22 protein-coding genes are annotated in these 24450 nt (G+C 67.4%); 8 read left to right on the top strand and 14 right to left on the bottom strand.

The features are described 5' to 3' along the window. Positions 1-6: 6 nt before the first annotated feature. A complete protein-coding gene (locus tag QM782_RS11380) occupies positions 7-978 on the bottom strand; it encodes a Bug family tripartite tricarboxylate transporter substrate binding protein (protein WP_415203026.1) in 972 nt (323 codons plus the stop codon). A gap of 116 nt (positions 979-1094) precedes the next feature. On the opposite strand from QM782_RS11380, the gene QM782_RS11375 reads away from it, so the two are divergent. Beyond that, positions 1095-1781 carry a FadR/GntR family transcriptional regulator gene (locus tag QM782_RS11375; RefSeq protein WP_415203025.1) on the top strand — a complete coding sequence of 229 codons (687 nt, stop codon included), beginning with the start codon at positions 1095-1097 and terminating at the stop codon, positions 1779-1781. A gap of 22 nt (positions 1782-1803) precedes the next feature. Here QM782_RS11375 and QM782_RS11370 read toward each other — a convergent pair whose 3' ends face one another. Both QM782_RS11370 and QM782_RS11365 read right to left on the bottom strand, forming a co-directional pair. Continuing rightward, positions 1804-3078: an FAD-dependent oxidoreductase gene (locus QM782_RS11370; protein WP_415203024.1), complete on the bottom strand. Its 1275-nt coding sequence runs from the start codon at positions 3076-3078 to the stop codon at positions 1804-1806. A 3-nt stretch (positions 3079-3081) separates the two neighbouring features. Next, a complete protein-coding gene (locus tag QM782_RS11365; protein WP_415203023.1) occupies positions 3082-4068 on the bottom strand; it encodes a Bug family tripartite tricarboxylate transporter substrate binding protein in 987 nt (328 codons plus the stop codon). A gap of 117 nt (positions 4069-4185) precedes the next feature. On the opposite strand from QM782_RS11365, the gene QM782_RS11360 reads away from it, so the two are divergent. Further along, on the top strand, positions 4186-5082 hold the full coding sequence (locus QM782_RS11360) for a LysR family transcriptional regulator (RefSeq protein ID WP_415203022.1): 897 nt from the start codon (positions 4186-4188) through the stop codon (positions 5080-5082). 9 nt (positions 5083-5091) lie between these two features. On the opposite strand, the gene QM782_RS11355 is transcribed toward QM782_RS11360, so the two are convergent. Together QM782_RS11355 and QM782_RS11350 are read right to left on the bottom strand one after the other, a co-directional pair. Next, entirely contained in the window at positions 5092-6285 is a 1194-nt protein-coding gene (locus tag QM782_RS11355; RefSeq protein WP_415203021.1) for an L-talarate/galactarate dehydratase, read from the bottom strand. A 44-nt stretch (positions 6286-6329) separates the two neighbouring features. Next, on the bottom strand, positions 6330-7298 hold the full coding sequence (locus QM782_RS11350; RefSeq protein WP_415203020.1) for a Bug family tripartite tricarboxylate transporter substrate binding protein: 969 nt from the start codon (positions 7296-7298) through the stop codon (positions 6330-6332). Positions 7299-7503: 205 nt separating this feature from the next. On the opposite strand from QM782_RS11350, the gene QM782_RS11345 reads away from it, so the two are divergent. Both QM782_RS11345 and QM782_RS11340 read left to right on the top strand, forming a co-directional pair. Next, entirely contained in the window at positions 7504-8478 is a 975-nt protein-coding gene (locus QM782_RS11345; RefSeq protein ID WP_415203019.1) for a LacI family DNA-binding transcriptional regulator, read from the top strand. Positions 8479-8508: 30 nt separating this feature from the next. Then, on the top strand, positions 8509-8964 hold the full coding sequence (locus QM782_RS11340; protein ID WP_415203018.1) for a nucleoside deaminase: 456 nt from the start codon (positions 8509-8511) through the stop codon (positions 8962-8964). Positions 8965-8980: 16 nt separating this feature from the next. Here QM782_RS11340 and QM782_RS11335 read toward each other — a convergent pair whose 3' ends face one another. Beyond that, a complete protein-coding gene (locus QM782_RS11335; protein ID WP_415203017.1) occupies positions 8981-9316 on the bottom strand; it encodes a DMT family protein in 336 nt (111 codons plus the stop codon). Between the two features lie 455 nt (positions 9317-9771). On the opposite strand from QM782_RS11335, the gene QM782_RS11330 reads away from it, so the two are divergent. Further along, positions 9772-10929, top strand: coding sequence for an STY4528 family pathogenicity island replication protein (locus tag QM782_RS11330; RefSeq protein WP_415203016.1), 1158 nt, complete (start codon positions 9772-9774; stop codon positions 10927-10929). Between the two features lie 314 nt (positions 10930-11243). After that, complete coding sequence (locus QM782_RS11325) at positions 11244-13880, top strand: AAA family ATPase (RefSeq protein ID WP_415203015.1); 2637 nt, start codon at positions 11244-11246, stop codon at positions 13878-13880. A 224-nt stretch (positions 13881-14104) separates the two neighbouring features. Here the strand turns inward: QM782_RS11325 and QM782_RS11320 are convergent, their stop codons facing one another. Beyond that, on the bottom strand, positions 14105-15148 hold the full coding sequence (locus QM782_RS11320; RefSeq protein ID WP_415203014.1) for a hypothetical protein: 1044 nt from the start codon (positions 15146-15148) through the stop codon (positions 14105-14107). Between the two features lie 49 nt (positions 15149-15197). After that, complete coding sequence (locus QM782_RS11315) at positions 15198-16031, bottom strand: hypothetical protein (protein WP_415203013.1); 834 nt, start codon at positions 16029-16031, stop codon at positions 15198-15200. A gap of 814 nt (positions 16032-16845) precedes the next feature. Here QM782_RS11315 and QM782_RS11310 point away from each other — a divergent pair. Together QM782_RS11310 and QM782_RS11305 are read left to right on the top strand one after the other, a co-directional pair. Further along, positions 16846-17709 carry a phage integrase N-terminal domain-containing protein gene (locus tag QM782_RS11310; protein ID WP_415203012.1) on the top strand — a complete coding sequence of 288 codons (864 nt, stop codon included), beginning with the start codon at positions 16846-16848 and terminating at the stop codon, positions 17707-17709. 304 nt (positions 17710-18013) lie between these two features. After that, positions 18014-18511 (top strand): RNA polymerase sigma factor, encoded by a 498-nt coding sequence (locus QM782_RS11305; protein WP_415203011.1) that lies wholly within the window; start codon positions 18014-18016, stop codon positions 18509-18511. 252 nt (positions 18512-18763) lie between these two features. On the opposite strand, the gene QM782_RS11300 is transcribed toward QM782_RS11305, so the two are convergent. The 6 genes from QM782_RS11300 to trbL all read right to left on the bottom strand — a co-directional run bounded on the left by QM782_RS11300 (position 18764) and on the right by trbL (position 24449). Continuing rightward, positions 18764-19735 (bottom strand): Abi family protein, encoded by a 972-nt coding sequence (locus tag QM782_RS11300; protein WP_415203010.1) that lies wholly within the window; start codon positions 19733-19735, stop codon positions 18764-18766. 69 nt (positions 19736-19804) lie between these two features. Continuing rightward, the gene (locus QM782_RS11295; RefSeq protein ID WP_415203009.1) at positions 19805-20101 is read right to left on the bottom strand and encodes a DUF2274 domain-containing protein; all 297 of its coding nucleotides are present in this window, start codon (positions 20099-20101) and stop codon (positions 19805-19807) included. Beyond that, a complete protein-coding gene (locus QM782_RS11290; protein WP_415203008.1) occupies positions 20098-21366 on the bottom strand; it encodes a TrbI/VirB10 family protein in 1269 nt (422 codons plus the stop codon). Before QM782_RS11290 ends, QM782_RS11295 begins: the two co-directional genes overlap by 4 nt. A 2-nt stretch (positions 21367-21368) precedes the next feature. Further along, positions 21369-22373: a P-type conjugative transfer protein TrbG gene (trbG, locus tag QM782_RS11285; RefSeq protein ID WP_415203007.1), complete on the bottom strand. Its 1005-nt coding sequence runs from the start codon at positions 22371-22373 to the stop codon at positions 21369-21371. Beyond that, positions 22370-23074, bottom strand: coding sequence for a conjugal transfer protein TrbF (gene trbF / locus QM782_RS11280; RefSeq protein ID WP_415203006.1), 705 nt, complete (start codon positions 23072-23074; stop codon positions 22370-22372). The genes trbG and trbF overlap by 4 nt, the downstream gene beginning before the upstream one ends. Before the next feature lie 31 nt (positions 23075-23105). Beyond that, positions 23106-24449 carry a P-type conjugative transfer protein TrbL gene (gene trbL / locus QM782_RS11275; protein WP_415203005.1) on the bottom strand — a complete coding sequence of 448 codons (1344 nt, stop codon included), beginning with the start codon at positions 24447-24449 and terminating at the stop codon, positions 23106-23108. Position 24450 lies beyond the last annotated feature (1 nt).

Genomic DNA, 24450 nt, shown 5'->3' with positions numbered 1-24450 from the left:
GCAAGGTCAATCGACCGTGATGCGGCGGGTTTCGATCAGGTGCTTCCAGCGCGCGAACTCCCGCGCCTGCAGCGCGCTGAACTCCGCCGGCGTGTTGGCCACGATCTCCAGGCCCTGCTCCGTCAGCCGCTGGGCCACCGCGGGGGCGCGCATCGCGGCGGCCGCCGCGGCCGCGGCCTTCTCGCGCACCGCGGGCGGCAGGCCGCGCGGCGCGGCCAGGCCCTGCCAGGAATAGACCTCCGCGCCCTGGACGCCGGCCTCGGCCAGCGTCGGCGTGTCCGGCAGCACGGGCGAGCGCCGGCTGCCGGTCACCGCGATCGCATGCAGCGTGCCGGCACGGATCTGCTGCAGCACGGCGTTGACGTTCTGGAACGAATAGTCGACCTGGTTGCCCAGCAGGTCGTTGATCGCCGGCGCGCCGCCCTTGTAGGGCACGTGCAGGCCGGAGGTCTGCGTCTGCTGCCAGAACAGTTCGGCCGACAGGTGGTCCGACGCGCCGGTGCCCGAGCTCGCGAAGCTCACCCGGCCGGGGCTGGCCCTGAGTTCGGCCAGCACGTCGGCCACCGTGCGGGCCTTCTTGGCCGGCGCGGCGACGAGCACGTTGGGCGCCTGCACCAGCACGCTCAGGTAGTCGAAATCCTTCAGCGCGTCGTACGGCACGGCCTTCATCAGGTGCGGCGCGATCACGTACGGCGCCAGCGACGCCACCATCAGCGTATAGCCGTCGGGCGCCGCGCGCTTCACCAGGCCGGCCCCCAGCGTGCCGGTGGCGCCGGGCCGGTTGTCGACGACGAAGGGCTGCCCCAGCGAGGCCTGCATCTGCGTCGCCATCGCGCGCGCGGCCGCGTCGGTGGCGCCGCCGGCGGGGAACGGCACGACGACCGTGACCGGCCGTTCCGGCCAGGCGGTCTGGGCGGTGGCGGTGCCGGACAGGGGGATCAGGCAGCAGGCGGCCGCCAGGAACAGCAAGGGTTTCATGGGATGTCTCCGGATCGGGTAGCGCATGTTCGGCGGGCCCGGATCGAGATGTCAAACTTCGCCCACTGTTGTAAGACAACCTGGCGATAATCGCTGACAACCCTCGAACGCTGCCCATGCCCGCGACGCTGCTGACCGACACCGTCTACGAACACGTGCTGGCCCTGATCCGGCGCGACAAGCTGTGCGCCGGCGACCGCCTGCCGGGCGAGCATGCGCTGGCCGAGCGTTTCGGCGTCTCGCGCCCGGTAGTGCGCCAGGCCCTGGCCAGGCTGCGCGCGGAGGGGCGCGTCACCGCCACGCACGGCGCGGGCCATTTCGTCGGCGAGGAGCCGGAGGTCAAGACCATCGACTACGGCCCGATCCAGGGCATCCCCGACGTGCGCGGCTTCCTGGAGTTCCGCTGCATCCTGGAAAGCGAGAGCGCGGCGCTGGCGGCCCGGTCGCGCGACGCCCGGCTGCGCGCGGCCATCACCGCGCGGCGCAAGGCCATGGAGGCGGCGCGGCTGCGCGGCGAGCCGGGCATCGAGGAGGACATCGCCTTCCACGCGGCCATCGCGCGCGCCAGCGAGAACCGCTACCTGATCGTGACGATCGCCGCCCTGACGGAACAGACGCGCATCGCCATCCGCCTGGTGCGCGAACTGTCGCCCCAGCCGATGCTGCACCGCGGACGCGACGTGCGCGACGAGCACCTGCGCATCGACGAAGCCATCGCGGCGCGGGACGCCGACGCCGCGCGGGAGGCGATGACGCAGCACCTGCGCAGCGGCATCGCGCGGCTGTTCCCGCGCCAGGCCTGAGGCGCGCGAGCCCGGCGGACGCTCAGGCCAGGCAGGCGCCGTCGGCCAGCAGCCGGCGCCGCAGCGCGTCGACCGGCACCTGCCGCAGCGCGGCGGCCCGCGGCATCCGCACGGCCAGCGCCGCGGCCGTGCCGGCCGCCTGGCCGACCGCCATCGAGATCGTCATCACGCGGATCGCGGCCAGCGCGCGGTGCGTGGCCGAGATGCCGCGGCCGGCGACGATGGCGTTGTCCAGGCCCTGCGGCAGCAGGCTGCGGTACGGGATCTGGTAGGCGTGGTCGGCGCCGAGCGCGGCGTACTCCAGCTCGCCGCCGGCGGCCGGATGGATGTCGATCGGGTAGGCGCCGGCCGCGATCGCGTCGTCGAAGGCCACGGGCTGCAGCAGCTCCTCGGCCGTCAGCAGGTGCTCGCCCTGCACGCGCCGCGTCTCGCGCACGCCGACCTGCGTGCCAAAGGCCAGCAGCCGGCCGGCCTCGCAGCCCGGCACGGCCGCGCGCAGGTACTGCGCGGCGCGCCAGGCCTGGCGCCGGCCCTCGATCTCGGCCCGGCCCAGCGCCAGCGCGTCGGTCGCGTCGATCGCCAGGCGGCTGATGTTGAACCAGCCGTCGCTGGAGAACGGGTCGCGCGCCGCATGCAGCGCGGCGCGCGCCAGATGGCCCTGGGCGAAGCCCTGCTGCGCCAGGCGGGCGACCTCCCCGGCGGGCAGCGCGTCGAAGCGCGCGAAGTCCACGGGGCCGAAGCGGAACATCATCGTGGCCGGCTGCAGCGCCTCGCCGGCGTCGAGTTCCAGGAACGGCGCGCCGGCCTGGCGCATCGCGTCCATGTCGCCCGAGGCGTCGACGACGACCTGCGGCCGCAGCGTGGCGACGCCGCTCCTGGTCGCCACCTGCACGGATGCGATCCGGCGGCCCTGCCGCTCGACCGCCACCAGCACGGCATGCAGCAGGGGCTGCACGCCGGCCTCGGCCACCATGTCGTCGAGCACCAGCTTGAGCACCTCGGGCGCGTATTCGACACGGTCCATGCGGTGTCCGGTCGACATCACGAAGGCATGGTGCTCGCCGGCGGCACCGTAGCGCCGCAGGCGCTCGACCACCTCCTGCGCCAGGCCGGCGACCACGCGGCGGCCGTTGGCGGTCTGCCAGCTGTTGAACTGGGCGACCGCGCCGGCGGTGGCGTTGCCGCCGAGAAAGCCGTAGCGCTCCAGCAGCAGGACCTGCGCGCCCTGCCGCGCCGCCGCCACGGCCGCCATCGCGCCGGCGACGCCGCCGCCGCAGACCAGGATTTCCGCGTCCATGCCCTACTCCGCCCGGATGCCGCGGGCCTTGACGACGGCGGCGTAGCGCGCGGCCTCGTCCTGCAGGAAGCGCGCCGTGGCCGCGCGGTCCAGCACGAAGGGCGCGACGTTCGTGGCGGCGAAGCGGCGCTTGACGGTCTGCGACGCCAGCGCCTGCGCCAGCAGGCCTTCGAGCCGGGCCAGGCCCTCGGCCGGGATGCTCCCCCGGGGCGCCAGCAGCGCGGCCCAGCCCTGCACCTCCAGCGCCGGCTGGCCCAGCGCCCGCACGGTCGGCACGCCCGGCAGCTCCGGCACCGGCTGCGGCGAGGACACCGCCAGCGCGCGCAGCCGACCCGACTGGATGTGCGGCGCCACGCTCGGCAGGTTCAGGAAGCCGAAGTCGATCAGGCCGCTGATCATCTCGGGCAGCAGCGCGCTCTCGCCCTTGTAGGCGACCGGCGTGACGGCGATGCCGGCCTGGCCCGCGAAGATCTCGGACGCGATGTGCGCCAGCGTGCCGTTGCCGCTGTTGCCGGCCGTCAGCGGGCCGGCGCGGCGCTTGCCCAGGGCCACCAAGTCCGCCATGGACCTGGCGGCCGAGCCGGCCGGCACCACCAGCACCAGCGGCTGCGAGGACACCATGCCGACGGCCTCGAAGTCGCGCGCCGGGTCGTAGCCGATCTGCGGATTCAGCAAGGGGTTGATCACCATGCTGTTGCTGGCCATCAGCAGCGTGTGGCCGTCCTTGCTCTGCGCCGCCGCGGCCACGCCGATCGCGCTGCCGGCGCCGGGCTTGTTCTCGACGATCACGGCTTGGCCCAGCCCCTGGCCCAGCAGCTCCGCGAGCACGCGCGCCGAAGCGTCCGCCCCGCCGCCGGGCGCGAACGGCACGATGATGCGCACGGCCTTGCCCGGCCATGCGCCGGCCGCCTGGCCGCGGGGATGGTGCAGCGCCAGGCCGGCAGCGGCCAGCAGGCCGAGGACGGCGCGGCGGTTCGACGGGAAATCCATGCAGCGTGTCTCCTGGGAATCGATGCGCCGATCATCGGCCGCCGCGCGCGGAACGCCCAATACCAAGACGCGCGCGGCCCATAACATCGCGTTATCCGACAGCCCCCAAGCCGTGCCATGAACCTGCGCCAGATCGAAATCTTCCGCGCCGTGATGCTCGCCGGCTCGGTGACCGACGCGGCCCGCATGCTGCACGTGTCCCAGCCCGGCGTCAGCCGCATGCTGAGCCACATCGAGCTGCAGCTGGGCATGCGCCTGTTCGAGCGCGGCCGCGGGCGGCTGCGCCCCACGCCCGAGGCGCAGGCGCTGTACGCGGAGGTCGAGAACGTCTACCGCGGCGTGCGCCGCATCGAGGACCGCGCACGCGAGCTGAGCGCCGGCGGCGGCCTCACGCTGCGCGTGCTGGCCAGCCCGTCCACCGCGCTGGAAGTCGTGCCGCGCGCGGTCGCCGGGCTGGCGGCCGCCTACCCGACGGCACGCGTCTACATGGAGACGCAGCTGGTGCGCGAGATGGTGGGCCAGTTGGTGCGCCACGAGGCCGACATCGCCATCTCCACGCTGCCGATCGACCATGCGCTGCTGGCGAGCGAACCGGTCGGCAGCTGGACGCTGGCCTGCGTGTTCGGCGCCGGCCATGCGTTCGCGGCGCGCCGCAGCGTGCGGCTGCGCGAGGTGATGGCCGAGCGCCTGATCGCGTTCAGCGCCGACACGCCGCAGGGCCGGCTGATCGACGACTGGTGGCGCGAGAACGGCCTGGCGCCCGCGTCGCAGATCGAGGTGCGCTCCGGGCAGGCCGCCTGCGCGCTGGTGGCCTGCGGCGCCGGCGTGGCCGTGGTGGACGACCTGACGGCCCGCGCCTGGGCCGGCGAGCGGCTCGGCTTCGCGCCGCTGGCCAGGCCGCCGTCGTTCGGCGCGTTCGCGGTCACGCTCGCCAGCGCGCCGCGCTCGCGGCTGGCGAACGACTTCGTCGCGCGGGTCAAGGGCGCGTTCAGGGCGGTGCGCGCCGCCGCATAGGCCACGCCCTCACGGCCGCTTGCCGAATTCCGCGGTCTCCGTGGTCCAGCGCAGCGCCTGCGCGCTCAGGCTGAAGCCCAGCCCCGGCCGGTCGGAGACGTGCATGCGGCCGTCCTTGAGCTGCATCTGCTCGTTGAACAGCGGGCCCAGCCACTCGAAGTGCTCCAGCCAGGGCTCGATGCCGTAGGCCGCGGCCAGGTGCAGGTGGATCTCCATCGCGAAGTGCGGCGCCAGCTTGCGCTGCCTGAACTCGCCGAGCGCCATGATCTTCAGGAACGGCGTGATGCCGCCCACGCGCGGCGCGTCGGGCTGGATGAAGTCGGTGCCGGCCATGATCAGCTGCGCGTGTTCGTCGAAGCAGGTCAGCATCTCGCCGGTGGCGATCGCGGTGTCGAAGCGCTCGGCCAGCAGGCCGTGGCCCTCGAAGTCGTGCGCGTCCAGCGGCTCCTCGATCCAGGTCAGGTCCAAGGCCTCGAACGCGCGGCAGGCGCGCGTGGCCTTCTGGCGGTCCCACTGCTGGTTGGCGTCCACCATCAGCGGGAAGCCGTCGCCGAGCAGCTTGCGCACGGCGCCCACGCGCGCGATGTCGATCGACAGGTCGGGCTGGCCGACCTTGAGCTTGATGCCGCCGATGCCACTCTCGCGCGAGATCTCCACGTTCCTGAGCACCTGGTCCAGCGGCGTGTGCAGGTAGCCGCCCGAGGTGTTGTAGCACTGCACGGAGTCGCGCTGCGCGCCGAGCAGCTTGGCCAGCGGCAGGCCGGCGCGCTTGGCCTTCAGGTCCCACAGCGCGATGTCGAACGGCGCGATGGCCTGCGTGGTCAGGCCGCTGCGGCCCATGCTGGCGCCGGCCCACAACAGCCGGGTGAACAGGCGCGGGATGTCGTTGGGGTCCTCGCCCAGCAGGTTGGGCGCCAGTTCCTTGGCGTGCGCGTACATGCCGGGGCCGCCGGCGCGCTTGCTGTAGCCGAAGCCGATGCCCTCGTGGCCGTCGCGCGTGCGGATCTCGGCGAAGACGAAGGCGATCTCGGTCAGCGGCTTCTGCCGGCCGGTCAGCACCTTGGCGTCGCTGACCGGCGTGGCCAGCGGCAGGAAGGTCAGCGAGAGCTTGATCCATTCGATGCGGTCGCCGGTCTCGGCGGCGGTGCGCGCATCGGCGGCGGCCCGGGCGTAGGAAACGATGTTGGATTCGACGGCTTGCATGGCGAGGAGGCTTTCAGGAACGAGGGGGACGGACGGGGCGGGGCTCATTCGGACTTCAGGCCGGCGCTCTGGATCACCTGGGTCCAGCGCGCGACCTCGGACTGCACGAAGGCCGTGAACGCCTCGCGGCGCGAGGCCACCACGACGAAGCCGCTGGCCTCGAGCTTGGCGCGCACGGCCGGCTCGCCGAAGGCGCGGACCATGGCGGCCTCCAGCTTGTCCACGACGGGCTGCGGCGTGCCCCGGGGCGCGGACAGGCCGGTCCACGACACGGCGGTGAAGCCCGGGTAGCCGGACTCGGCCACGGTCGGCACGTCGGGGTACAGCGGATTGCGCTCGGCGCTGGTCACGGCGAGCGCGCGCAGCTTGCCGGCCTTCACGAAGGGCAGCACCACGTCCTGGTTGGTGAACATGCCGGGAATCTGGTTGGCGACCACGTCGTTCAGCGCCGGCGCCCCGCCCTTGTACGGGATGCCGACCATGTCCAGCCCGGCGGTCTGCTTGAGATACTCCGTGGTCAGGTGGCCCGAGGAGGCGGTGACCTGCCCGTAGCTGAACTTGCCCGGATGGGCCTTGACCCAGGCGACGAACTCCTGGAAGGTCTTCGCCGGGAAGCCCGGGTGCACGACCAGCACGTTGGGGCCGGCCGCCAGCTGCGAGATGTGCACGAAGTCGGCCTCGGTGTAGCCGGGCCTGGGCGAGGCGAAGCCGTGGATCACCGCATTGCTGCCGATGCCCGACAGCAGCAGCGTGTAGCCGTCGGGCGCGGCCTTGGCGACCAGGTCGGTGCCGATGGCGCCCCCGGCGCCGCCGCGGTTGTCCACGACGACCGGCTGTCCGATCTGCCTGCCGACCTCCTCCGCGATGATGCGGCCCATCAGGTCGCTGGTGCCGCCGGCCGGGAACGGCACGACGAGCTTGACCGGGCGGTTCGGGTAGTCGGCCTGGGCCAGCGCCGGGCCGGCCAGCGCGAGCGCCAGCGCGGCGCACAGCAGGGAACGCTTGGTGGGCATGGAATGTCTCCGGGAATGAATGAAAGCGCTTCCATTCTTGGCCGGCCAGTCCGCGCCGGACAAGGCGGCGCAGCGCGGCACACGGTGGCGGCGGCACGGGATTCCCGTCATCTGGGACGAAACGGCGGGTTGCCGCCGCACGATGAAAACGCTTCCATCGCGCGGCTATCATGCCGGCGTGACCCGCCCTGCCGCCGCCCCCCGCATGAGCGACGTCGCCCGGCTCGCCGGCGTGTCGCTGGTCACGGTCTCGCGCGTGATCAACGCGCCCGACCGCGTGAAGCCGGACACGCTGCGCGCCGTGCGCGACGCGATCGAGCGGCTCGGCTACGTGCCCAACCTGATGGCCGGCGGCCTGGCCGCGCGGCGCTCGCGCATCGTCGCGGCCATCGTGCCGACGATCTCCAACCTGGTGTTCTCCGAGACCATCGAGGCGCTCTCGCGCACGCTGGCCGGTGGCGGCTACCAGCTGCTGCTGGGCCAGAGCGGCTACCACCCCGCCGAGGAAGAGGCGCTGGCGGGCGCCTTCCTCGGCCGCCGCGTGGACGGCCTGGTGCTGACCGGCCAGGGCCAGCCCTCCGCGCTGCAGCACCGGCTGCGCCGCGCCGGCCTGCCGGTGGTGCAGACCTGGGAGCTGGGCGGCCAGGCCATCGACATGCAGGTGGGCTTCTCGAACCAGGCGGCCGGGCGTGCGGCGGCCGAGCACCTGCTGGCGCGCGGCCACCGCGCGCTGGCCTTCATCGGCGCGCAGGAGACGCGCTCGCAGCAGCGGCTGGCGGGGTTTCGCGCCGCGGCGGCGGCGCACGGCGGCGCCGAGGTCGTGGCCGAGCTGGTCCGCCCGCCGGCGCTGGTGGACGACGCCGGGCCGCGGCTGGCGCAGATCGTCGCGCAGCGGCCGGCGGTCACGGCAGTGTTCTGCAACAACGACCTGCTGGCCGCCGGCGCGCTGTTCGAATGCCGCCAGCGCGGCTGGGACGTGCCGGGCCGCATGGCCGTGATGGGTTTCGGCGACCTGGCGATCGCGCGCGCGGCCTCGCCCAGGCTGTCGACGGTGCAGATCCGGCGCGCCGAGATCGGCGAGCGCGCCGGCCGGATGCTACTGGCCCGGCTGGCCGGCGAGCCGGTGGAGGCGCGCACCGTGGACATCGGTTTCGACGTCATCGCCCGGGCCAGCACCTGAGCCTGCGGCCGGCCTACCATCGCCGCCATCATGCACAGCCCCGACGACCACACCTACCTGCGCCGCGCGTTCGCGGCGGCGCGCACCGCCCGCGCCGCCGGCGACAGGCCGTTCGGCGCCGTGCTGGTCCGCGACGGCCAGGCGGCCTGGACCGCGCGCAACCGCCAGAACACCGCCGGCGACCCGAGCGCGCACGCCGAGCTCGTGCTGCTGCGCGAGGCCTGCGCGGCCGTCGGCGCCGGCGCGCTGCGCGGCGCCACCGTCTACGCCAGCGGCGAACCCTGCGCGATGTGCGCCGGCGCGCTGTTCTGGGCCGGCGTCGCGCGCATCGTCTACGGCGCGCCCACGCCGGAGATCGAGGCGCGCCTGGGCGGCCCGCGGCTGGGCCTGCGCTGCGCCGACGTGCTGGCCGGCGCGCAGCCGCCGGTCGCGGTCGAAGGCCCCGTGCTGCCGGACAAAGCGCTGGCCGCGCTGCAGTCGTCGTAGAGGTGGCGCGGCGGCGTCAGCGCCCCACGAACAGGAAGGCCACGGCGGCCATGATGCAGCCAAAGGCCGCCAGGTGCCGCCAGTGCAGCGGCTCGCCCAGCACCAGCACCATGAACACGCCGAACACGATCAGCGCGATGGCCTCCTGCGCGACCTTGAGCTGCCCGGCGCTCCAGCCGGCCTGGTAGCCGATGCGGTTGGCCGGCACCGCCAGGCAGTATTCGACGAAGGCGATCGCCCAGCTGATCAGGATCACCAGCATCAGCGGCTTGTGCGCGCCGCCCTTGAGGTGCCAGTACCAGGCGGTGGTCATGAAGACGTTGGACAGCGTGAGCAGCAGCAGGGTTTGCATGGAAGCGTGGCGTCGAACTGGGTGGGAACGGCAGACCATGACACGGCGGCGGAATCCGCGACAGGCAGCCGACGGCGACAACGACGTCCGGCCCAGGTCCGCAGCACCGCAGAACCGCCCGCCAGGTACCGCCGGTCGGTACCGGCGCGGCCCGCGTCAGACGTTGATCACACGTTTATACGTTTAAACGTTGATCGGGCGCCTGAAGGCCCATGAACACTAGGTTTCGCGAGGAAGTTCATGACACGGCCTTTGCGGAAATCGTTGGAAGTACCCCCAGTTGTACCCCCAGAGGGGGTACGGGGATCATAGACCGAGCACAGAGGCGACTCCACTGTGCCCGCTCCCTCAACAAACCGGATGCACGCAGATCGTATTGTTGCCTGACGGACAAGGGGGTCTGCGATGAGATGCGAGGCACCGGGCCGTTCTGGCCCATACCTCGGAGACCTCTCATGGCTGCCCATCCTACCCACCACAACCCGCACGGGCATGACGCCTCGTTCACCACGCCAACTGCGCTCATGCTCGATACCCGGCTCACGCCACTGGAGCGCAATGGCTGGCAGGTGCTGCGCATGCTGCGTGCGCCGGACGGCACCAGCCCCTTGGCGAACCTGGGGCAATTGCGCCGCTATCTCACCTCGACGCCGCTGGGGCAGCGTGCCGGCTACGAGACGGCTTGGCGCGTCCTGGTCGTTCTGCGGCTGACCGGCTGGATCAGCCTGTTGGGACAGCAAAGCGACCCCATGACCGGGCATGTCCTGAGCGAGCTGTATCAGGTTCATGAGCAAGCGTTGAGCTTCACGCAAGCCTGCGCGCTCGATGCCAGCTTGCCGCAGCTTCTACGCGAGTCCGTGAACCACACAAACAACCTGGTTGATCGCGTCGCCGTGCATATCCAGCAGACGTTGGAACAAGCGCCGACGTCAGTCAATAACCACGAACACCCCCGCAATGACGATGAGCCACCCACGCCACCCAACCGCACGGATTTGCATCAGGCACCGGCGCCCTCACCCGTCGCAGTAGCCCGCAGCACCAACGGTCTGCAGCAGACCGGCCATGCCTGTCAGACAACACCTGAGCCAGCCAGTACGTATACGACGTATTTGTATAAAAAAGAACGTACGTACCGCACGCACGCGCGTGAAGAGCCAAGTGCAGCGGCGCCGGTGTCCTTGCCGCCTTGCTTGCGCAGTGCCAAGCCTGATCAGCAGAAAGACGCTCTGGTGGCCCTGCGTCGGCTGCCGCCTCAACATCGGCAGGAAGTGCTGGACGAGTTGCAAGCGCGCAGTCAGAACGGCACCGTGCGCAATGTCGTCGCCTATTTCTTTGGCCTGATCAAGCGGGTGCTTGCCGGCGAGTTTCGCTTGTGGGCAGGACGCAGGAAGACGCAGCCAGCCGACCATCCACAGCAGGCCGCGCCGTCCACTGTGCAGAGCGTCCAGTCTGCGCAGCCACGCCACGCACCCGTCTCGCAACCAGCCTCACGCGAAACCGCTCTCGCCTATATCGCCCATATTCGCAAGACGCTGAACATGCCGGTGAACGCCGGAGAGCTTGCCGCGCAGGCAATGGGGGCCAAGGGGTGGCAACCTGGATCAGCCTGATGCAGGGTCAGCTTCGTGCTCCTTCTTGGCATGACGAAGGAATGCGCGTTCATGTGACCGACCGCTATGCAGCGGTTGCGGTCATCGGCGATTAGTCGTTAAGTTCACGCTGCCCGACATAAAGCAGTCGCTAGCGCAGTTGATAGGCTGCTGATGCAATGGCGCCGCGAGCATTTGACTTTGAAGGCTGAGGACGACGACCTCGCGCCGGTGGCGTTGTGAAGCGGTTCATCTCGCTGCGACAGGTCAAGCCGAGCTTTGCTTACATATGGCAATATCTCCTAAAGATGCGAAGAGCGTCAGGGAGCTTGAGGATGCAAATCATCCAGGACATTGGCGGTTGGCTCGCACAGCAGCCACCGTGGCTTAGCGACTGTGCCCGCAGGCTGCTTCAGCAGGGGACGTTGGGCTTAGGCGACAAGGAAGACTTGGTTGCACTGATCAAGGTGCACCATGGCTTCAAAGACCCGAAAGGCCGCCAACCCGCGCCGCTCGACCCGGCACAGATTCCGGCCGCAGCGCAAGAAGGTCTCGACGTCAGCCTTCGTGCGCTAAGAGACCCGCAAAGTCTCAACGCCATTGACCCCCAGCAGAGCCTTACCTTCGTGGCGGATGGGCTCACCGTTGTCTATGGTTACAACGGCGTCGGAAAGTCCGGCTACGCGCGAGCGCTCAAGAAAGCATGTCGAGCCCGGAACGTTGAGGACATTCTTCCCAACGTGTACGTGCAGGGCCAAGGGGACGCCGCGGCGAGCGCAACTATCGACTGGCTGGAAGGCAGCGAGGAAAAATCCGACGGCTGGGCGGCGAACAAGGCGTCGCCGCCGGCGCTGTCTCAAATCTCCGTGTTCGATGCGCATTGCGCCAGGGTGTTCGTCGATAGCCAAGCCAAGGTGCTGTTCGTCCCAGGCGGCCTTGAGGTGATGCATGGCCTGGCCGAGGCGATGAAGACCACCCAAGACCAACTCGAGCTGGAGCGGGCGGCAGGCCGCTTTGACCTCAACCAGCTGGCAACCTTGGTTGGGGAACACGTGGTGGGCCGTGAGATTGCCAAGCTCAGTCGGCAGAGCAAGCTCCAGGAATTTGAGGCGTTGGCGAAGCTCTCGGAGCAGGAGGCGCTTGACTTGGCGGCCCTGCGCAAGCTGTTCAGCGACCAGGACCCAGCCAGGCAGGCCGCCAGTATTCGGCGCTTGCTCACGCGCATGTCCACTCTGACAGGCGAGCTCACCCAACGCACGGCCCCTCTGCAGGACGATGCCATCGAACAGCTGCGGCAGGCCCTTGTCGCGCTGGTCGCAGCCGAGGCTGCCTCGAAGTTGGCCGCCGAGAAATTGCAGGCTGACGGAGCACAAGTCACAGGAACCGGCTCGGAACCCTGGGAAGTATTGCTGCGCAGTGCGATGGACTTTGTGACCAAAGCAGCGTACCCCGGCAGTCCGTTCCCCGGGCCGGAAGACGGTGCCCACTGTGTTCTCTGTCAGCAGCCACTGAGTGACGAGGCTGCTGCGCGGTTGAAGTCTTTCGTCGAGTTCCTTGAGAACGACGCCCAACGGAAGTTCAAAGAACAGCGCGATACGGCTGGGCGGCTGTACTTGGCCATCAAGACGCTGAACTTCGGAACCTTCCCATCGGACACAGCGCTGCTAGAGGAACTCGCTGAGACGCAGCCGGACCTCGTGGCTGGGGTGAAAGCATTCGCGCAGGCGCTGCAGGCCCGCAAGGCCCGGGTAGAGGCGATGGCGCCTGAGCGCAGGCTCGACCCGCTTGAAGCGCTGCCGGAGGCCCCGTTCGCCGCCATAGAGGCGTGGGTCAAAGCGAGGACCACAGAGGCGGACACGCTCGAGAAGGCGATGCCCCCCGAGGAGCGAGCGGCCAAGCTCAAGCTCCTCGCTGACTTGGACGCCAGGGAGCGGCTCGGCCCGTTGTTACCAAAGGTCTTCGAGGCCATCGTGTGGCATAAGCGGGAACATGCATTTGGTGAGGCCATCAAGAGCTGCGGAACCACCGCGGTGACGCGCAAGACGACCGAGCTCTACGACGCCCACGTCACCGAAGAGCTGAGGACTGCGTTCGCGAAGGAACTGGAAACGTTAGGTATCCGTGGCCAGCCCGTCACTTTGGAGATGACAGGTCAGAAGGGCGCTCGGGTCCAGCAGCTCAAGCTTGAAACCATGCCTCGTTTCGCGAAAGCCAAGTTGTCTGCCGTCCTCAGCGAGGGTGAGCAACGCGTCGTGGCTCTGGCCCTCTTCCTCGCGGAGATTGGCATGGAACCGGGGCGCTCGGGCCTAATCTTCGACGACCCGGTCTCGTCTCTCGACCACCTTCGGCGCGAGCGAATTGCCAGGCGGTTGGTGCTCGAAGCAAAGAAGCGCCAGGTCATCGTCTTCACGCATGACCTTGCCTTCGCACTGGCGCTCACCGATTTTGCTGAGGACCAGGGCGTGAAGTTCGCGCATCGCCACTTGGCGGCGACGATGAAGCGCAAGGGCTTGTGTTCAGACGACTTGCCGTTCGAAGGCAAGAAGCTCAAGAACCGCGTCGGCGACCTTCGTGCAATGGCGACAAACGCCAAGAAACTCCTGGAGATGGATGGGAACGTCGAGGGCTACAACGACTTGGTTCGCAACGGCTATCGTCGGTTGCGCGACACCTGGGAGCAGTTGGTCGAGGACGTGCTTCTGCAGAGCACGGTCCGACGCTATCGGGTCTCTGTGGAGACAACGCGGCTGAAGTCAGTGTCGGTGGACGACACCGATGCCAGCGCCGTCTACAACGGGATGACGCGCTGCTCGAAGTTCACCCATGAAGGCGGCGCAGAAGCGCCCCCGGCGCTGCCTGACCCGGCCGAATTCGCCGCTGACGTCGAGGAGCTTGCCGCCTATGCCAAGACGGTGGAAGACCGAGCGAAAGCGACCGAGGCGCGGCGCAAGCTGGCAGGCCTTGGGGCCTAGTACTTCTCGAACGCCTGGTACTCGTCGGAGTATTCATCAACGTGAACTCAGGGTTTTGGAGTTGTTCTGCGTGCCGCTCTCAAACCCAGAAAGCCCATTTTTGGTCGTACATGAGCCAAGCGTGCGCGTCTACTAACTCCTTAACGTAAGCGTCGCGCTGCAGCTATTGGTACTCGGCCGCGACCGTGTACGAATTCTGCTTGACTCGAAAGGGGCGACTAGCCCTACCGTCGCTCCTCGGGAAGCGCGCGCAATTTTTCCACGATGTCGGCGATGTGCTTCGGGTACTCGCCATTGAAGTACTCGAACATCAGCGGATTTGCAGCAAAGAAGTGCGATGACAACTCGACCCAGTCCTTCGTAGTGATCGCGCCGTTCAGTTTGAAGACCTTTTTGGACATCGGCTTCACGTGCCGGGTGTCCTTGTAGGTCATGTTGAAGTCGCTGTCGCGGCGTGCAAAGTACTCCGCCGAGGCCAGATATTGAATGGCGCCGTCAAAATGCCCGAACACGCCTTTTGTCAGATCGAATTCAGCATGCAGGTAGCGAGCCGGATGATGCGGGATGCCTTGGATTGAGATCAAGACAGATTCATCCTTAAGCTCCAAAGCTTGGAAAGTCTTGATGTCACCGGATTGCGCCCATTTGATGTCGACACAGTAGGCGCTCGCAAAAAACATCCCCACGCGAACTTGGCTCAAGTCGCTCGGTGGCCTGAGTTTCATGTTTCCAAGCGCGATCGACGCAATGTCGTCATTGAACGGCGGTCCGTACCAAGTGTCGAATTCACCATACCCCATCCCATCTAGGTCAACACGCACCCTGTCTTCGTCGAGCGCCACTGACTTATCAAGACCCGGCGATTTCAAAGACCAGAAGAGGTCAATGAACCGCGGTGCCCAGTTTGCCTGCGGGTGCATCTGCCGGCGGAAGCTGGGATGCGCCATGGCGATGAAGTCCGGGCTTTCGAGACAGCCTTCGGAACGCCCTGGACAGAGAACTCCAGCGAGCTCAGTCCAGCTGTAGAGCCCATCCCGTCTATTGGGTTGAACGTCCAGCAGCGAGCGCAATACCCCAGGCGCAGACGCTGTCACGCCAAGAGGTGGCGAATAGTTGAAGGCTGCGTCTGAGAGCTGAACACCGCGCGTACCAGCATAAGCCTTAAATTCCTGGATTCGCGTCGATGCGGAACGCAGCACCTCCTGCTCTATCTCCCGCATATGCGCTTGGTGCTGGGCAAGCATCTCTTGGTAGTCGCTCTCTGCCATGCACACTCCTCAGTCTCTAGCAAATATCGCCAGGCCGAGGCCGTAGCGTTCAGTTGAACGTAAAGGCCTTCTCGCCCACGGTGATGACCGTCTTCATCCCACCGGAGATCATCTCAGCCACGAGGTTTCCCGGCATCCGCACCGTGGCTGGAATCAGGCAGGCGTAGACGTCGACACCGCCATAAAAACACAGCCGGTAGGCGATGAGCCCATGTTCGTCGACAGGAAATCGCTGGTAGTAAAACACCTCGGGATTGCCGCCGGTTCGAGGCATTGAATCCGCCTCATACCGGTAACGTGCCTCGATGAGCTTCTGCCACGTTTGGGTGTGCCCCGGTTCGTACTTAATGAATCCTGGAATCAGCCGCACTTCCCCTTCGAAGCGGTGGCCGAAGTCATGAAAGTAGAGCCCGCGCAGCACGTGTTCGAAGCCTCTGTACAGCCTCGTAAAGTCCGGCGTGCCCCAGATCACATCTATGAAAAGGTTGCCTTCGAGCACCAGTCGCTCGATGCGTTTGGGCTTAAGCACCGTGCTATTGAGCACCCTGTACGAACTGCGTCGAAGAGCCCGGTCTACCTTGCCAGTCCAGTGCCGGTAGCCGATAGAGTTGTTGCCGACGATGCCGGCCAGGCTCATCATCAGGAACTCGTCGTCGCAGGACTTGGCGGCGTTGTGGGCGGCACAGGACGGAACTGTGATCAGTTCCTTGCGCAGGTTCAGACCCCCAATGTCCTTCGATTCGGGGAACAGGCATCTGGGCGGGACATGCTCACGCGAGACCGCCAGAGCGGAACACATGTAGCAAGTTTCCTCGAGCTGCCGATCATTCGCCATGGTGGCGAAATTATCCTGCAGCGATCGCAGTGCTTCGACCCGCTCCATGGCCCCTCTTGTTAATTTCCATTTAGAGTGACATGAGCCCCCCGGTAGCTCTGCATCCCGGTTTGAATATTCGCCTGATCTCGAGAAGATGTGCTGGTCAAAGTCAGCTTTTCACTTCTGTAGCTCCTCGACCGGAAAATTCGACCGGCAGCAGCCAGCCTGAAGCCGCCACATGATCTGCTGCAGTGCAGAGCACCCCCTTCACTTGGGCACGACCCTATGACAGGGCCGTCACTGCCCACCGCAGTGACGGTCCCACACACCCCAGCAACAATACGGGCGCGGACGGGTTCCTATTGTGTGCGGCATGCATGATGATGCCCGCTCTACACTGACCGAACAGTTGCCAAGACCGGTGGGCTTCATACACCGGCATCCCCACGACGCAGGTTTCTGCAAGCGTCGGCCCTCAAGGGCGGAACCACTTCCAGGCGTGCTCAGGCTCACTTGCACGCAGTTCCCTACCCACGGGACAGAGCCTTCTTCGTCCGCTCACACCCGTCCCTGCCCCGGCGCACTCTCCCCAGTGGCTTCCGTCTGCGCGTCCTGCGCGGGATGGCAGCCGCTCTCGCTCCACTCACTTCCATCAAGGAGGACTCATCCACGCATATTGCTCTTCATCTTGCTTGCCCTCCGTCCAGCCTTCCAGCAGGAAGCAAGACGGATGCCTCATTCGAGGCCCTGGTGTCCCCTGAACACCATGCCCTTGCCCTCACGGGATCTCGCCTGGCGAGTTGGCACCAACACTAACCAATGACTTTCAGGACAACGCGGCAGTAACACCCACCGGCAACGCATCGCCATGAGACGAATGATGGACGATCTGACTTATACCCTGCGACAGCTTTGCCACCGCAACCGTGACGGCAGCCACACGACGCAGGCAGACCGCATGCGTTCGCTGACACTGGTGGCCCGCCAGTTGCGCGAGACGGGATTCCGGCAGATGACGGCGTCGTCGCTCAAGGGTAGGCACATCCAGGCCTTGCTGGATCGCTGGCAAAGCGAAGGGCTGTCACCTGGCACCATCAAAAACCGTCTCTCCCATCTGCGCTGGTGGGCCGAGAAGACCGGGAAGTCCGGCGTCCTTCCAGCAGACAACACGCAACTTGGCGTGGTCGAGCGCCGGTATGTGACCAACATCAGCAAGGCCCGCGAGTTGGGGGCAGGGCTTGATCAGGTCACCGATACCCATGTCCGCATGAGCTTGCAACTGCAAGCCGCGTTCGGGCTCCGCCGAGAAGAGTCCATCAAGTTCCAGCCCAGCTATGCCGACCGGGGCGATCATCTGGCCCTCAAGGGGTCTTGGACGAAGGGCGGGAAGGCTAGAACCGTGCCAATCACCACGCCCGAGCAGCGCGAGGTGCTCCAGGCCGCACACCGTCTGGCGGGAGCGGGGTCATTGATCCCGGCGAGCAGAAGCTATATCCAGCAGCGGCATGTCTATGACGGTCAGTGCAAGGCGGCAGGCCTGAGCAACATGCACGGACTACGCCACCAGTACGCACAAGCCCGATATGAAGCGCTGACGGGCTGGAAGGCGCCAGTGGTGGGCGGGCCTTTGGCCGCAGCGCTGGCGCCCGCGCAACAAGTACGGGACGCCCATGTACGCCAACAAATCAGCTTGGAATTGGGCCACGAAAGGCGAGAGATCACCTCTGTCTATCTTGGCAGGTAGGAACTTGAGCTATTGCAGAACAGCAGAGCCCACCTGGCACTTTGGCTATAGGTGATTGAACAGCCACCGGGCCAGCACATCAGCGGCGTGGTGCCGGCAGCCCGGTTTCTTGGAACATGGGCCACCAGCGCCGTTTGGCGCGATAGCCTTCTCGAGCGCGACAGCCAGGGTGCCGGCTGATCCCTCCGCGCGTCGGGGATAATGCGAGTCATTCCCATTCTTTTAAGCGCGAGGCCAATGTCGCCTTGCCGCCGCATCCAGCGGCCTGGGGAATGCTTCGTTTCCATTGGGCCTTCGCCTATCCGTGCTCGAACGCTACTACCGCGAACTGCTGAACTTCTGCATGCGCAAGGTGCGAGACCGCGATACCGCGGCCGACCTGGCGCAGGAAAGTTATGCGCGCGTGCTCTCCATGCAGCAGGCCGGGCAAGCCATTCGGGAACCCGCGGCCCTGCTCAAGCAGGTAGCCGTGCACACCAAGATCGACATGGACCGCCGTGCCGCCGTCCGCGAGCACGACGACATCGACGCCCTGGGCGAGGCCGAGCACCCCGCCGCTCCCCAACACCTCCAGCCTGAAGAGGCTTACGCCTCGTCTCAGACCGTCCAGGCTTACCTCGACACCATCGAAGCGCTGCCACCCCGGTGCCGCGAGGCATTCGCCATGTACCTTTTCGACGAATTGCCCAACAAGGAGATCGCCGAACGCATGGGCGTATCGCTGAGCCTGGTGGATCGGTACATCAAGCGCGGCAAACTCGCCTGCATGGCCCGCAGGGAGGCGCTTCGCAATGGCGAATGAAAAATTGCCCCCACGCTCCGCGGCTGCGCCTGCTGCGCTGCCCCCCGAGGGGGCTTTTTCATCTTGGGGCGGCCCGGCGATGAAAAATGGCCGTTGTCAAGCCCCCAGCAGGATTTGACGGCGCCAAAAAGGCTTTTGGAGACAAACAGTTAGCGACGGCTGCGGTCGATTCTCGCAGAAGGCGCTTGTTCGCCAGGAGCCACATGGGAGCGTTGCCAGGGCAAGCCAAGGCAAGGCAAGCAGGAACGGCCGCTATCGCCAAAGTGGATGGCCTTCCCAGCCAGCCGGAAAACCCATGTCGGCCAGTGACAAGCCCGGCGCTGCCGGAAATCCATCGAGCAGTTGGCGCAGCCGCGCCGGCCAGCTCGAATTCGGGCTGACCACGCGCATCATGTGCAGCAGGATGCACAGCATCACGAACAGCCGTGACGCCACGGCGGGCTGGCCGATCACGGGATCGAAAGCCGGCACCGCCCCTGCACGCGGTAGCTTCGGCTGATCCACCAGGTTCTTGTTCCACAGGCGGCTGTGGTGCGCGGCCACGTTACGCACGAAATTCAGCGCCCGCAGCCAGCTTTGCAGAAGCTGGCCATCGGGTAGGCCGTAGCGCGCAGCGATCGCGTCCTTGTCCGCAACCTGCATGCCTTGGTAGAAGGTGGACAACATGCCGAACTCCCACAGCTCGACCGCCACCCAGAGCGGAAAAGGCTCGCCGTACTTCTGCTGGTAGTGCCGCACGAAATCCTCCCGCGAGCGCGCCACCATCTGCTGGTGCTTGTCCAGCCAGTTCTGATAGGCCGTGCGGCCCGTCGCATTGACCTTCTTGGTGAAATTCCCATGCAGCAGGGCCGGGTTCATGTGGGCGAAGGGATCGCGCCGGCCCAGGCGGTAGGACACATCCACCCGCAAAGCCACTTCGATGCGCTCGACGGCATCAAGCACCAGCAGACGAAGGCGCTTGTCGAAGACGTAAAGCGCCAGCACCTGCTCGAAGGTGCTTCCTGGGCGGAACGCATCCGCACGCTGCACGGTGATCTGCGACGAACCGGCCGCTTGCGACAGCACGGTCTGGCGCAGCGGATACCAGTAGGCACTCAGCCGGTAGTAGCCGATGCGCCGCAGGCACGCCAGCGCCGCAGCTTCGTCGGTGACACCCAAGCCCCGGCCCTTCAGAAGGGCCAGTTGCTGCTCGAAGGTGAGATAGGGCTTGTTGTACGTGGACATGGCCGGCACAAAAGAAAACCCACCCGTACATCTTTCGACGCAGAGGGGTGGGCCGTGTTGGGAGTGAGTTTAACCGTTTCCGGCAGATGGCTCAAGCTGCGCTGGCCGCTTGACGCGGCCAGGCAACGGCCCCGTGGCTTCTGTCGCTGGGCTGCGCAGCTTTCTGAAACCCCGGTCTCCCGCCTTGAACGCCTCCAGCATGTACGGGATCAACGTCACGGCATCGACCGCCTCGCCGTAGGTCTGCGCGTGCAGCGCGGCGTAGCGGTCGAGGTCAGCCCGCAGGCTCGCCGGGCACGCGAAGGTCAGCTTCGTGGATTCCACGCGCGGCAGCGGGCCGAGGTGGAGTTTCTTCGGCGTGCTCATCGCGTCCTCCCAAGCTGATAGAACATCGGCTGGTAGGGGCGAAGCTGTAGGTCGTGGACCACGATCAGCCGAACCGGCAGCCCTGGCCGCGCCGTCAGCGTCGGCTGGATGTTCATGTTGCGCCGGGTCAGTTCCTGCCCGACCTGATTGATGCTGTCCTGGGCGCTGTCGCGCCCTGCGATCACGATGCGGTTGCCGTCCTGCCGGTTCTCGGGCGCGGCCAGTTCTGCGCCCACGCCTAGCAGCGTCGTCAGCGCCGCGCCGGCGACGAGGCGGCCCCAGTGATAGTCCACATCGTCCTCCAGGCCCGCATAGCCGGCCGGATCGGTGCCCACCAGGTTGTCCAACGTGAGCGAGGACGTGTCGGGCAGGATGATCCGGTTCCACACCACCTGCACGCGGCTCTGTCCATAGCTCACCTGGCTGTTGTACTTGCCGAGAATGCGCGAGCCCTGCGGAATCAGCAGGAACCTTCTCGTCGCCGAGTCATAGACCGGCTCCGTGACGGTAGCGATCACGTCGCCCGGCAAGTCCGACTTGATGCCTGTTACGAGCGCCCCGGCGATCACCGTCCCGGCCATCACCTGATACGGCGAGGCCGGCATTTGCAGATGGCCGGGATTGCGGGTTTCCGTGGAACCGCCTTTCAGGAACGCCTCCTTCTGATCCTGGCGGTTCTGCGTCGTGGTCGGGTCGGCAGGCTGGGCCGCCGTCGAGACCGGCCCGGCCGCAAGCGGATCGAAGCCCGCCAAGTCGCCAACGCCCGGCCGGGCGGGTGCGCCCTGCGCCACCGCGGCGGCGCCCTTGCCCTGCTGGCCCGAGCGGAAGAACACCGCCGAGGCCGCCGCCGCTTCGGCCTCCTTGCGCAAGGCGTCCTCGGGATCATGGCCCGGTGGCGCATAGGTCGGTGTCACCGGCTGCTGCGAAGCGACGATGGCCGGGCCGAGGTCACCCGGCAGCGGCGGCCCGAGTTCCGGCACCTTCGGCAGCTTCGAGTAGTCCGAAGGCAGGCCGTCCAACCCCTCGGACTTGCTCACGCGATCGACGTTGTAAAGCTCGGTCAAATCGCCCGGGCCGCGCCGATGCGGTTGCAACGACCAGATCGTCGCCCCGAGCACGGCGACCGAGAGTCCGCCGACAAGGACGGCCAGCGTGCGCCGGTTCAGGCGCGTGACCGGGCGCGGCTGCGCGCGTAGCGCCACGGCTTCAGGTGCGACCTTGCCCGCCTGCTGCGCGGCATGGTCGGGGGTGTCGTCCTGGCGCATGGTCAGTTCCTCCGCGCCACGCCGTCCGTGCGCTCGATGCGCACCACGTCGCCCTTGTCTCCACCCAGGCGCAACTCGGCCGCGCCGAACAGCCGGTCCACGATCAGGTACGGCGAGCGGAAGCGGTAGTTGACCAACTGGCCATCGCCCTGCGGGCCGATCACGAACAGCGGCGGCAACTCGCCCTGCGCGATGCCGGCCGGGAACTGGATGTAGACCTTCTCGCCGTCGTCGAAGGCGCGTTGCGGCTTCCACGGCGGATTGCTGCCGCTGATCGCATAGCGGAAGCGCAGCTTCTCCAGCGAAAGACCCGAATCCACGGGTGCGGCGGTCTGCGCGGCCTGGGCCTGGCGCTGCAAGGCCAGCATCCTGTCCTTCGGGTACTCCCAGGACACCGAGGCCATCCACGTCCTGGCCGTGGAGGTCAACTCCAGCAGGTAGGTGCGCCGGCTGGTGGTGATGACCAGATTCGTCTTCAACCCCGAGCGGATCGGCTTGACCATCACGTTCACGCGCAGCGCCTCGCCGCTGCCGCTCGATGTGTCGCCCACGATCCAGCGCACCGTATCGCCGGCAGCCACCGTCACCAGTTCCTCGCCCGGCTGGAGCGCGATCACGGTCACCCGGCCCACGGCCGCATAGACCTGATACAGCGCGCCGTCCGTGAACGGCCAGACCTGAATCGCATTGACGTAGCCCTCGCGCGTGGGCGCGATACGCGCCTCGGCATTGGCCCGTGAGACGCGCACGGTTTCGTCGGCCGGCTCCGGCGCGGCCTTGGCGTCCTCGGCACCTTCCAGCGGCTTCAACTGCGCCGGCAACGCCAGCGGCTCGGGCACCTTGACCACTTCCACCGGCGTAGGCGGCTCTGGCAGCGGCTGGGCCTGCACCGGCTCATCGAGCGCGATCACGGGCGGCGGCGTGCCCTTCGACGCGCAGCCCGAGAACAGGATGGCCGAGGACAACAGGCTCGCCAGCAAGGCGGAATTACGGAAAGACGGTTTCATAGCTTGGCTCCTTCGGAGGAATCGAGTTCACGCGCCCAGGACAGGCCATTGACGTAGATCCCGAGCGGGTTCTTGCGCACGCGCTGCTCGGTGCGCGGTGTCTGCTGCACGATGGACACCACCGCGTTCCAGCGCTCGGTGCGGTCCAGCGCCCCGGTCACGAAGCGCTGCTCGGTCCAGCGCACGTTGAACGACGTGTCGCTCGCACGGGTCACGCTGGTGATCTGCACCGTCACGGATTCCTTGCCGATGCGGCTGAACGGATCGCTGGTGCGCGCGTAGTCGTTCAGCACCACGGCGCCCTTGTCGGTGGTGTAGTCATAGGCGTCCAGCCAGTTCTGGCGCACGACCACCGGATCGATGGACAGCGAACGCACCAGCATGACGAAGCGCGCCAAGTGGTACGCGATCTGCGCATCGCTGGGCTTGTAGGGCGTGGCCGCCTCGCCGACAGCGCGCACCTGGCCCGCGTTGTCCACCTCGATGACGTAGGGCGTCACGATCGACTGCGCCGAGCGCCACACCAGGCCGCCGGCCATCAGCAGCGCCAGCAGCAGGCAGCCGAAGGCCATGAAGCGCCAGTTCTTCGCCTGCACGCGGGCCGAGCCGATGCGCTCGTCCCATGCCTGCGCGGCGGCTTGATACGGCGTGGCGGGCTGCGGCGTGTCGCCGTAGCGCACCAGGGGGCGTTTGAATCGCATGAGCGTTCTCCTTGAAGATCAGGATCGAAGGTCATCCGTCATCCCGCAAGCTCGGCCCTTGGCCCGAACCGCCGCCATCGCCGCCGCGCACCGCGTGGGCGGCGGTGGTCGCGGCATGGGTCAGTTGCTGGCGCCGGTGCAGGCGTCTGGCCCAGGCGGGCTGCTCCTGCGGCGCAGTCGAGGGTGCGGGCGCATCGCCGCTGTCGGCGGCGGATGCAGGTGCCGTCGAAGGTGCAGGTGCGTCGGCGCTGAACACCGCTGCGGCGCGATCGCGCATGGCACGCGCGCCATCCGCCACCTTCTGTCCAGCCGCCTGCGCGCCGGTCCTGGCAACATTGCCCAGACCGGCAGCGGTGCCCTTGAGCCCGCCACCAGCAGAAGCGGAGCCGGCCTGGAACGCCGACCGCGCGCTGCTGGCGGTCGATGCCGCCATGCGTGCCGCGCCGGGCGCCATGCGCGCGCCAGCGGCAACCGCACTGCCCGCGCCCGCTGCCGCCGCGCCCACGGCCACCGTGGCGCCGGCCGCGCCCAGAGCGGCCCCGGCCATCGCCCCCGCGCCAAGCTGCGGCGCCCCGGACACCAGCCCGGTGGCGATCCCTGGCCCGAAGATGCCCAGGGCCAGCATCGACAGCGACGCCAGCATGATGAGCAGCGCCTGGTCGATGGATGGCTCCGCACCGGCAGGAATCGTGAACTCTGCAAACAGGCTGGAGCCGATGCCCACGATCACTGCCAGCACCAGAACCTTGATGCCCGACGCGATCACATTGCCCAGCACCTTCTCGGCCAGAAAGGCGGTCTTGCCCCACAGCGCGAACGGCACCAGTACGAAGCCGGCGAGCGTGGTCAGCTTGAACTCGATCAGCGTGACAAAGAGCTGCACCGCCAGCACGAAGAAGCACACGATCAGCACCAGCCAGGCCAGGGCCAGCACGGCGATGACCGCAATGTTCACGAACACGTCGGGGAAACCCGCCAGGTCCTTGATCTGGCCCAGGATGGGCGCCGCCGCGTCAATGCCGACCTTGGCCAGCCGGCCCGGCCGCAGGAAGCTATCCATGCTCAGCGTCGAACCGCTGGCCGTCAGGCCCAGCCCGGCGAAGGAGCGGAACACGATGCCGGCGAGCTGGTTGAAGTTGCCGATGATGTAGGCGAAGGCGCCCACGTAGAGCACCTTGCGGATCAGCTTGGCGATCACGTCCTCGCCTTGGCCCGTGGCATGGCCCATTGCCCAGAACAGGCCCGCCAGCGTCATGTCGATGACGATCAGCGTGGCCGTCAGGAACGCCACCTCACCGTGCAGCAGGCCAAAGCCCGAGTCGATGTAGCGCGAGAACGTGTCGAGGAAACGGTCGATGACCGAAACGTCGTTCATG

Origin of the sequence: Pseudorhodoferax sp. (assembly GCF_047601025.1) — a bacterium.
Taxonomy (GTDB): domain Bacteria; phylum Pseudomonadota; class Gammaproteobacteria; order Burkholderiales; family Burkholderiaceae_C; genus Pseudorhodoferax.
The sequence above is the reverse complement of the archived record's forward strand: the minus strand, read 5'-3'. Positions and strand labels throughout refer to the sequence as shown.

Coding starts and splice junctions, on each gene's coding strand:
- QM782_RS11380 (WP_415203026.1), bottom strand. CDS start 978: ATGAAACCCTTGCTGTTCCTGGCGGCCGCCTGCTGCCTGATCCCCCTG.
- QM782_RS11375 (WP_415203025.1), top strand. CDS start 1,095: ATGCCCGCGACGCTGCTGACCGACACCGTCTACGAACACGTGCTGGCC.
- QM782_RS11370 (WP_415203024.1), bottom strand. CDS start 3,078: ATGGACGCGGAAATCCTGGTCTGCGGCGGCGGCGTCGCCGGCGCGATG.
- QM782_RS11365 (WP_415203023.1), bottom strand. CDS start 4,068: ATGGATTTCCCGTCGAACCGCCGCGCCGTCCTCGGCCTGCTGGCCGCT.
- QM782_RS11360 (WP_415203022.1), top strand. CDS start 4,186: ATGAACCTGCGCCAGATCGAAATCTTCCGCGCCGTGATGCTCGCCGGC.
- QM782_RS11355 (WP_415203021.1), bottom strand. CDS start 6,285: ATGCAAGCCGTCGAATCCAACATCGTTTCCTACGCCCGGGCCGCCGCC.
- QM782_RS11350 (WP_415203020.1), bottom strand. CDS start 7,298: ATGCCCACCAAGCGTTCCCTGCTGTGCGCCGCGCTGGCGCTCGCGCTG.
- QM782_RS11345 (WP_415203019.1), top strand. CDS start 7,504: ATGAGCGACGTCGCCCGGCTCGCCGGCGTGTCGCTGGTCACGGTCTCG.
- QM782_RS11340 (WP_415203018.1), top strand. CDS start 8,509: ATGCACAGCCCCGACGACCACACCTACCTGCGCCGCGCGTTCGCGGCG.
- QM782_RS11335 (WP_415203017.1), bottom strand. CDS start 9,316: ATGCAAACCCTGCTGCTGCTCACGCTGTCCAACGTCTTCATGACCACC.
- QM782_RS11330 (WP_415203016.1), top strand. CDS start 9,772: ATGGCTGCCCATCCTACCCACCACAACCCGCACGGGCATGACGCCTCG.
- QM782_RS11325 (WP_415203015.1), top strand. CDS start 11,244: ATGCAAATCATCCAGGACATTGGCGGTTGGCTCGCACAGCAGCCACCG.
- QM782_RS11320 (WP_415203014.1), bottom strand. CDS start 15,148: ATGGCAGAGAGCGACTACCAAGAGATGCTTGCCCAGCACCAAGCGCAT.
- QM782_RS11315 (WP_415203013.1), bottom strand. CDS start 16,031: ATGGAGCGGGTCGAAGCACTGCGATCGCTGCAGGATAATTTCGCCACC.
- QM782_RS11310 (WP_415203012.1), top strand. CDS start 16,846: ATGGACGATCTGACTTATACCCTGCGACAGCTTTGCCACCGCAACCGT.
- QM782_RS11300 (WP_415203010.1), bottom strand. CDS start 19,735: ATGTCCACGTACAACAAGCCCTATCTCACCTTCGAGCAGCAACTGGCC.
- QM782_RS11295 (WP_415203009.1), bottom strand. CDS start 20,101: ATGAGCACGCCGAAGAAACTCCACCTCGGCCCGCTGCCGCGCGTGGAA.
- QM782_RS11290 (WP_415203008.1), bottom strand. CDS start 21,366: ATGCGCCAGGACGACACCCCCGACCATGCCGCGCAGCAGGCGGGCAAG.
- trbG (WP_415203007.1), bottom strand. CDS start 22,373: ATGAAACCGTCTTTCCGTAATTCCGCCTTGCTGGCGAGCCTGTTGTCC.
- trbF (WP_415203006.1), bottom strand. CDS start 23,074: ATGCGATTCAAACGCCCCCTGGTGCGCTACGGCGACACGCCGCAGCCC.
- trbL (WP_415203005.1), bottom strand. CDS start 24,449: ATGAACGACGTTTCGGTCATCGACCGTTTCCTCGACACGTTCTCGCGC.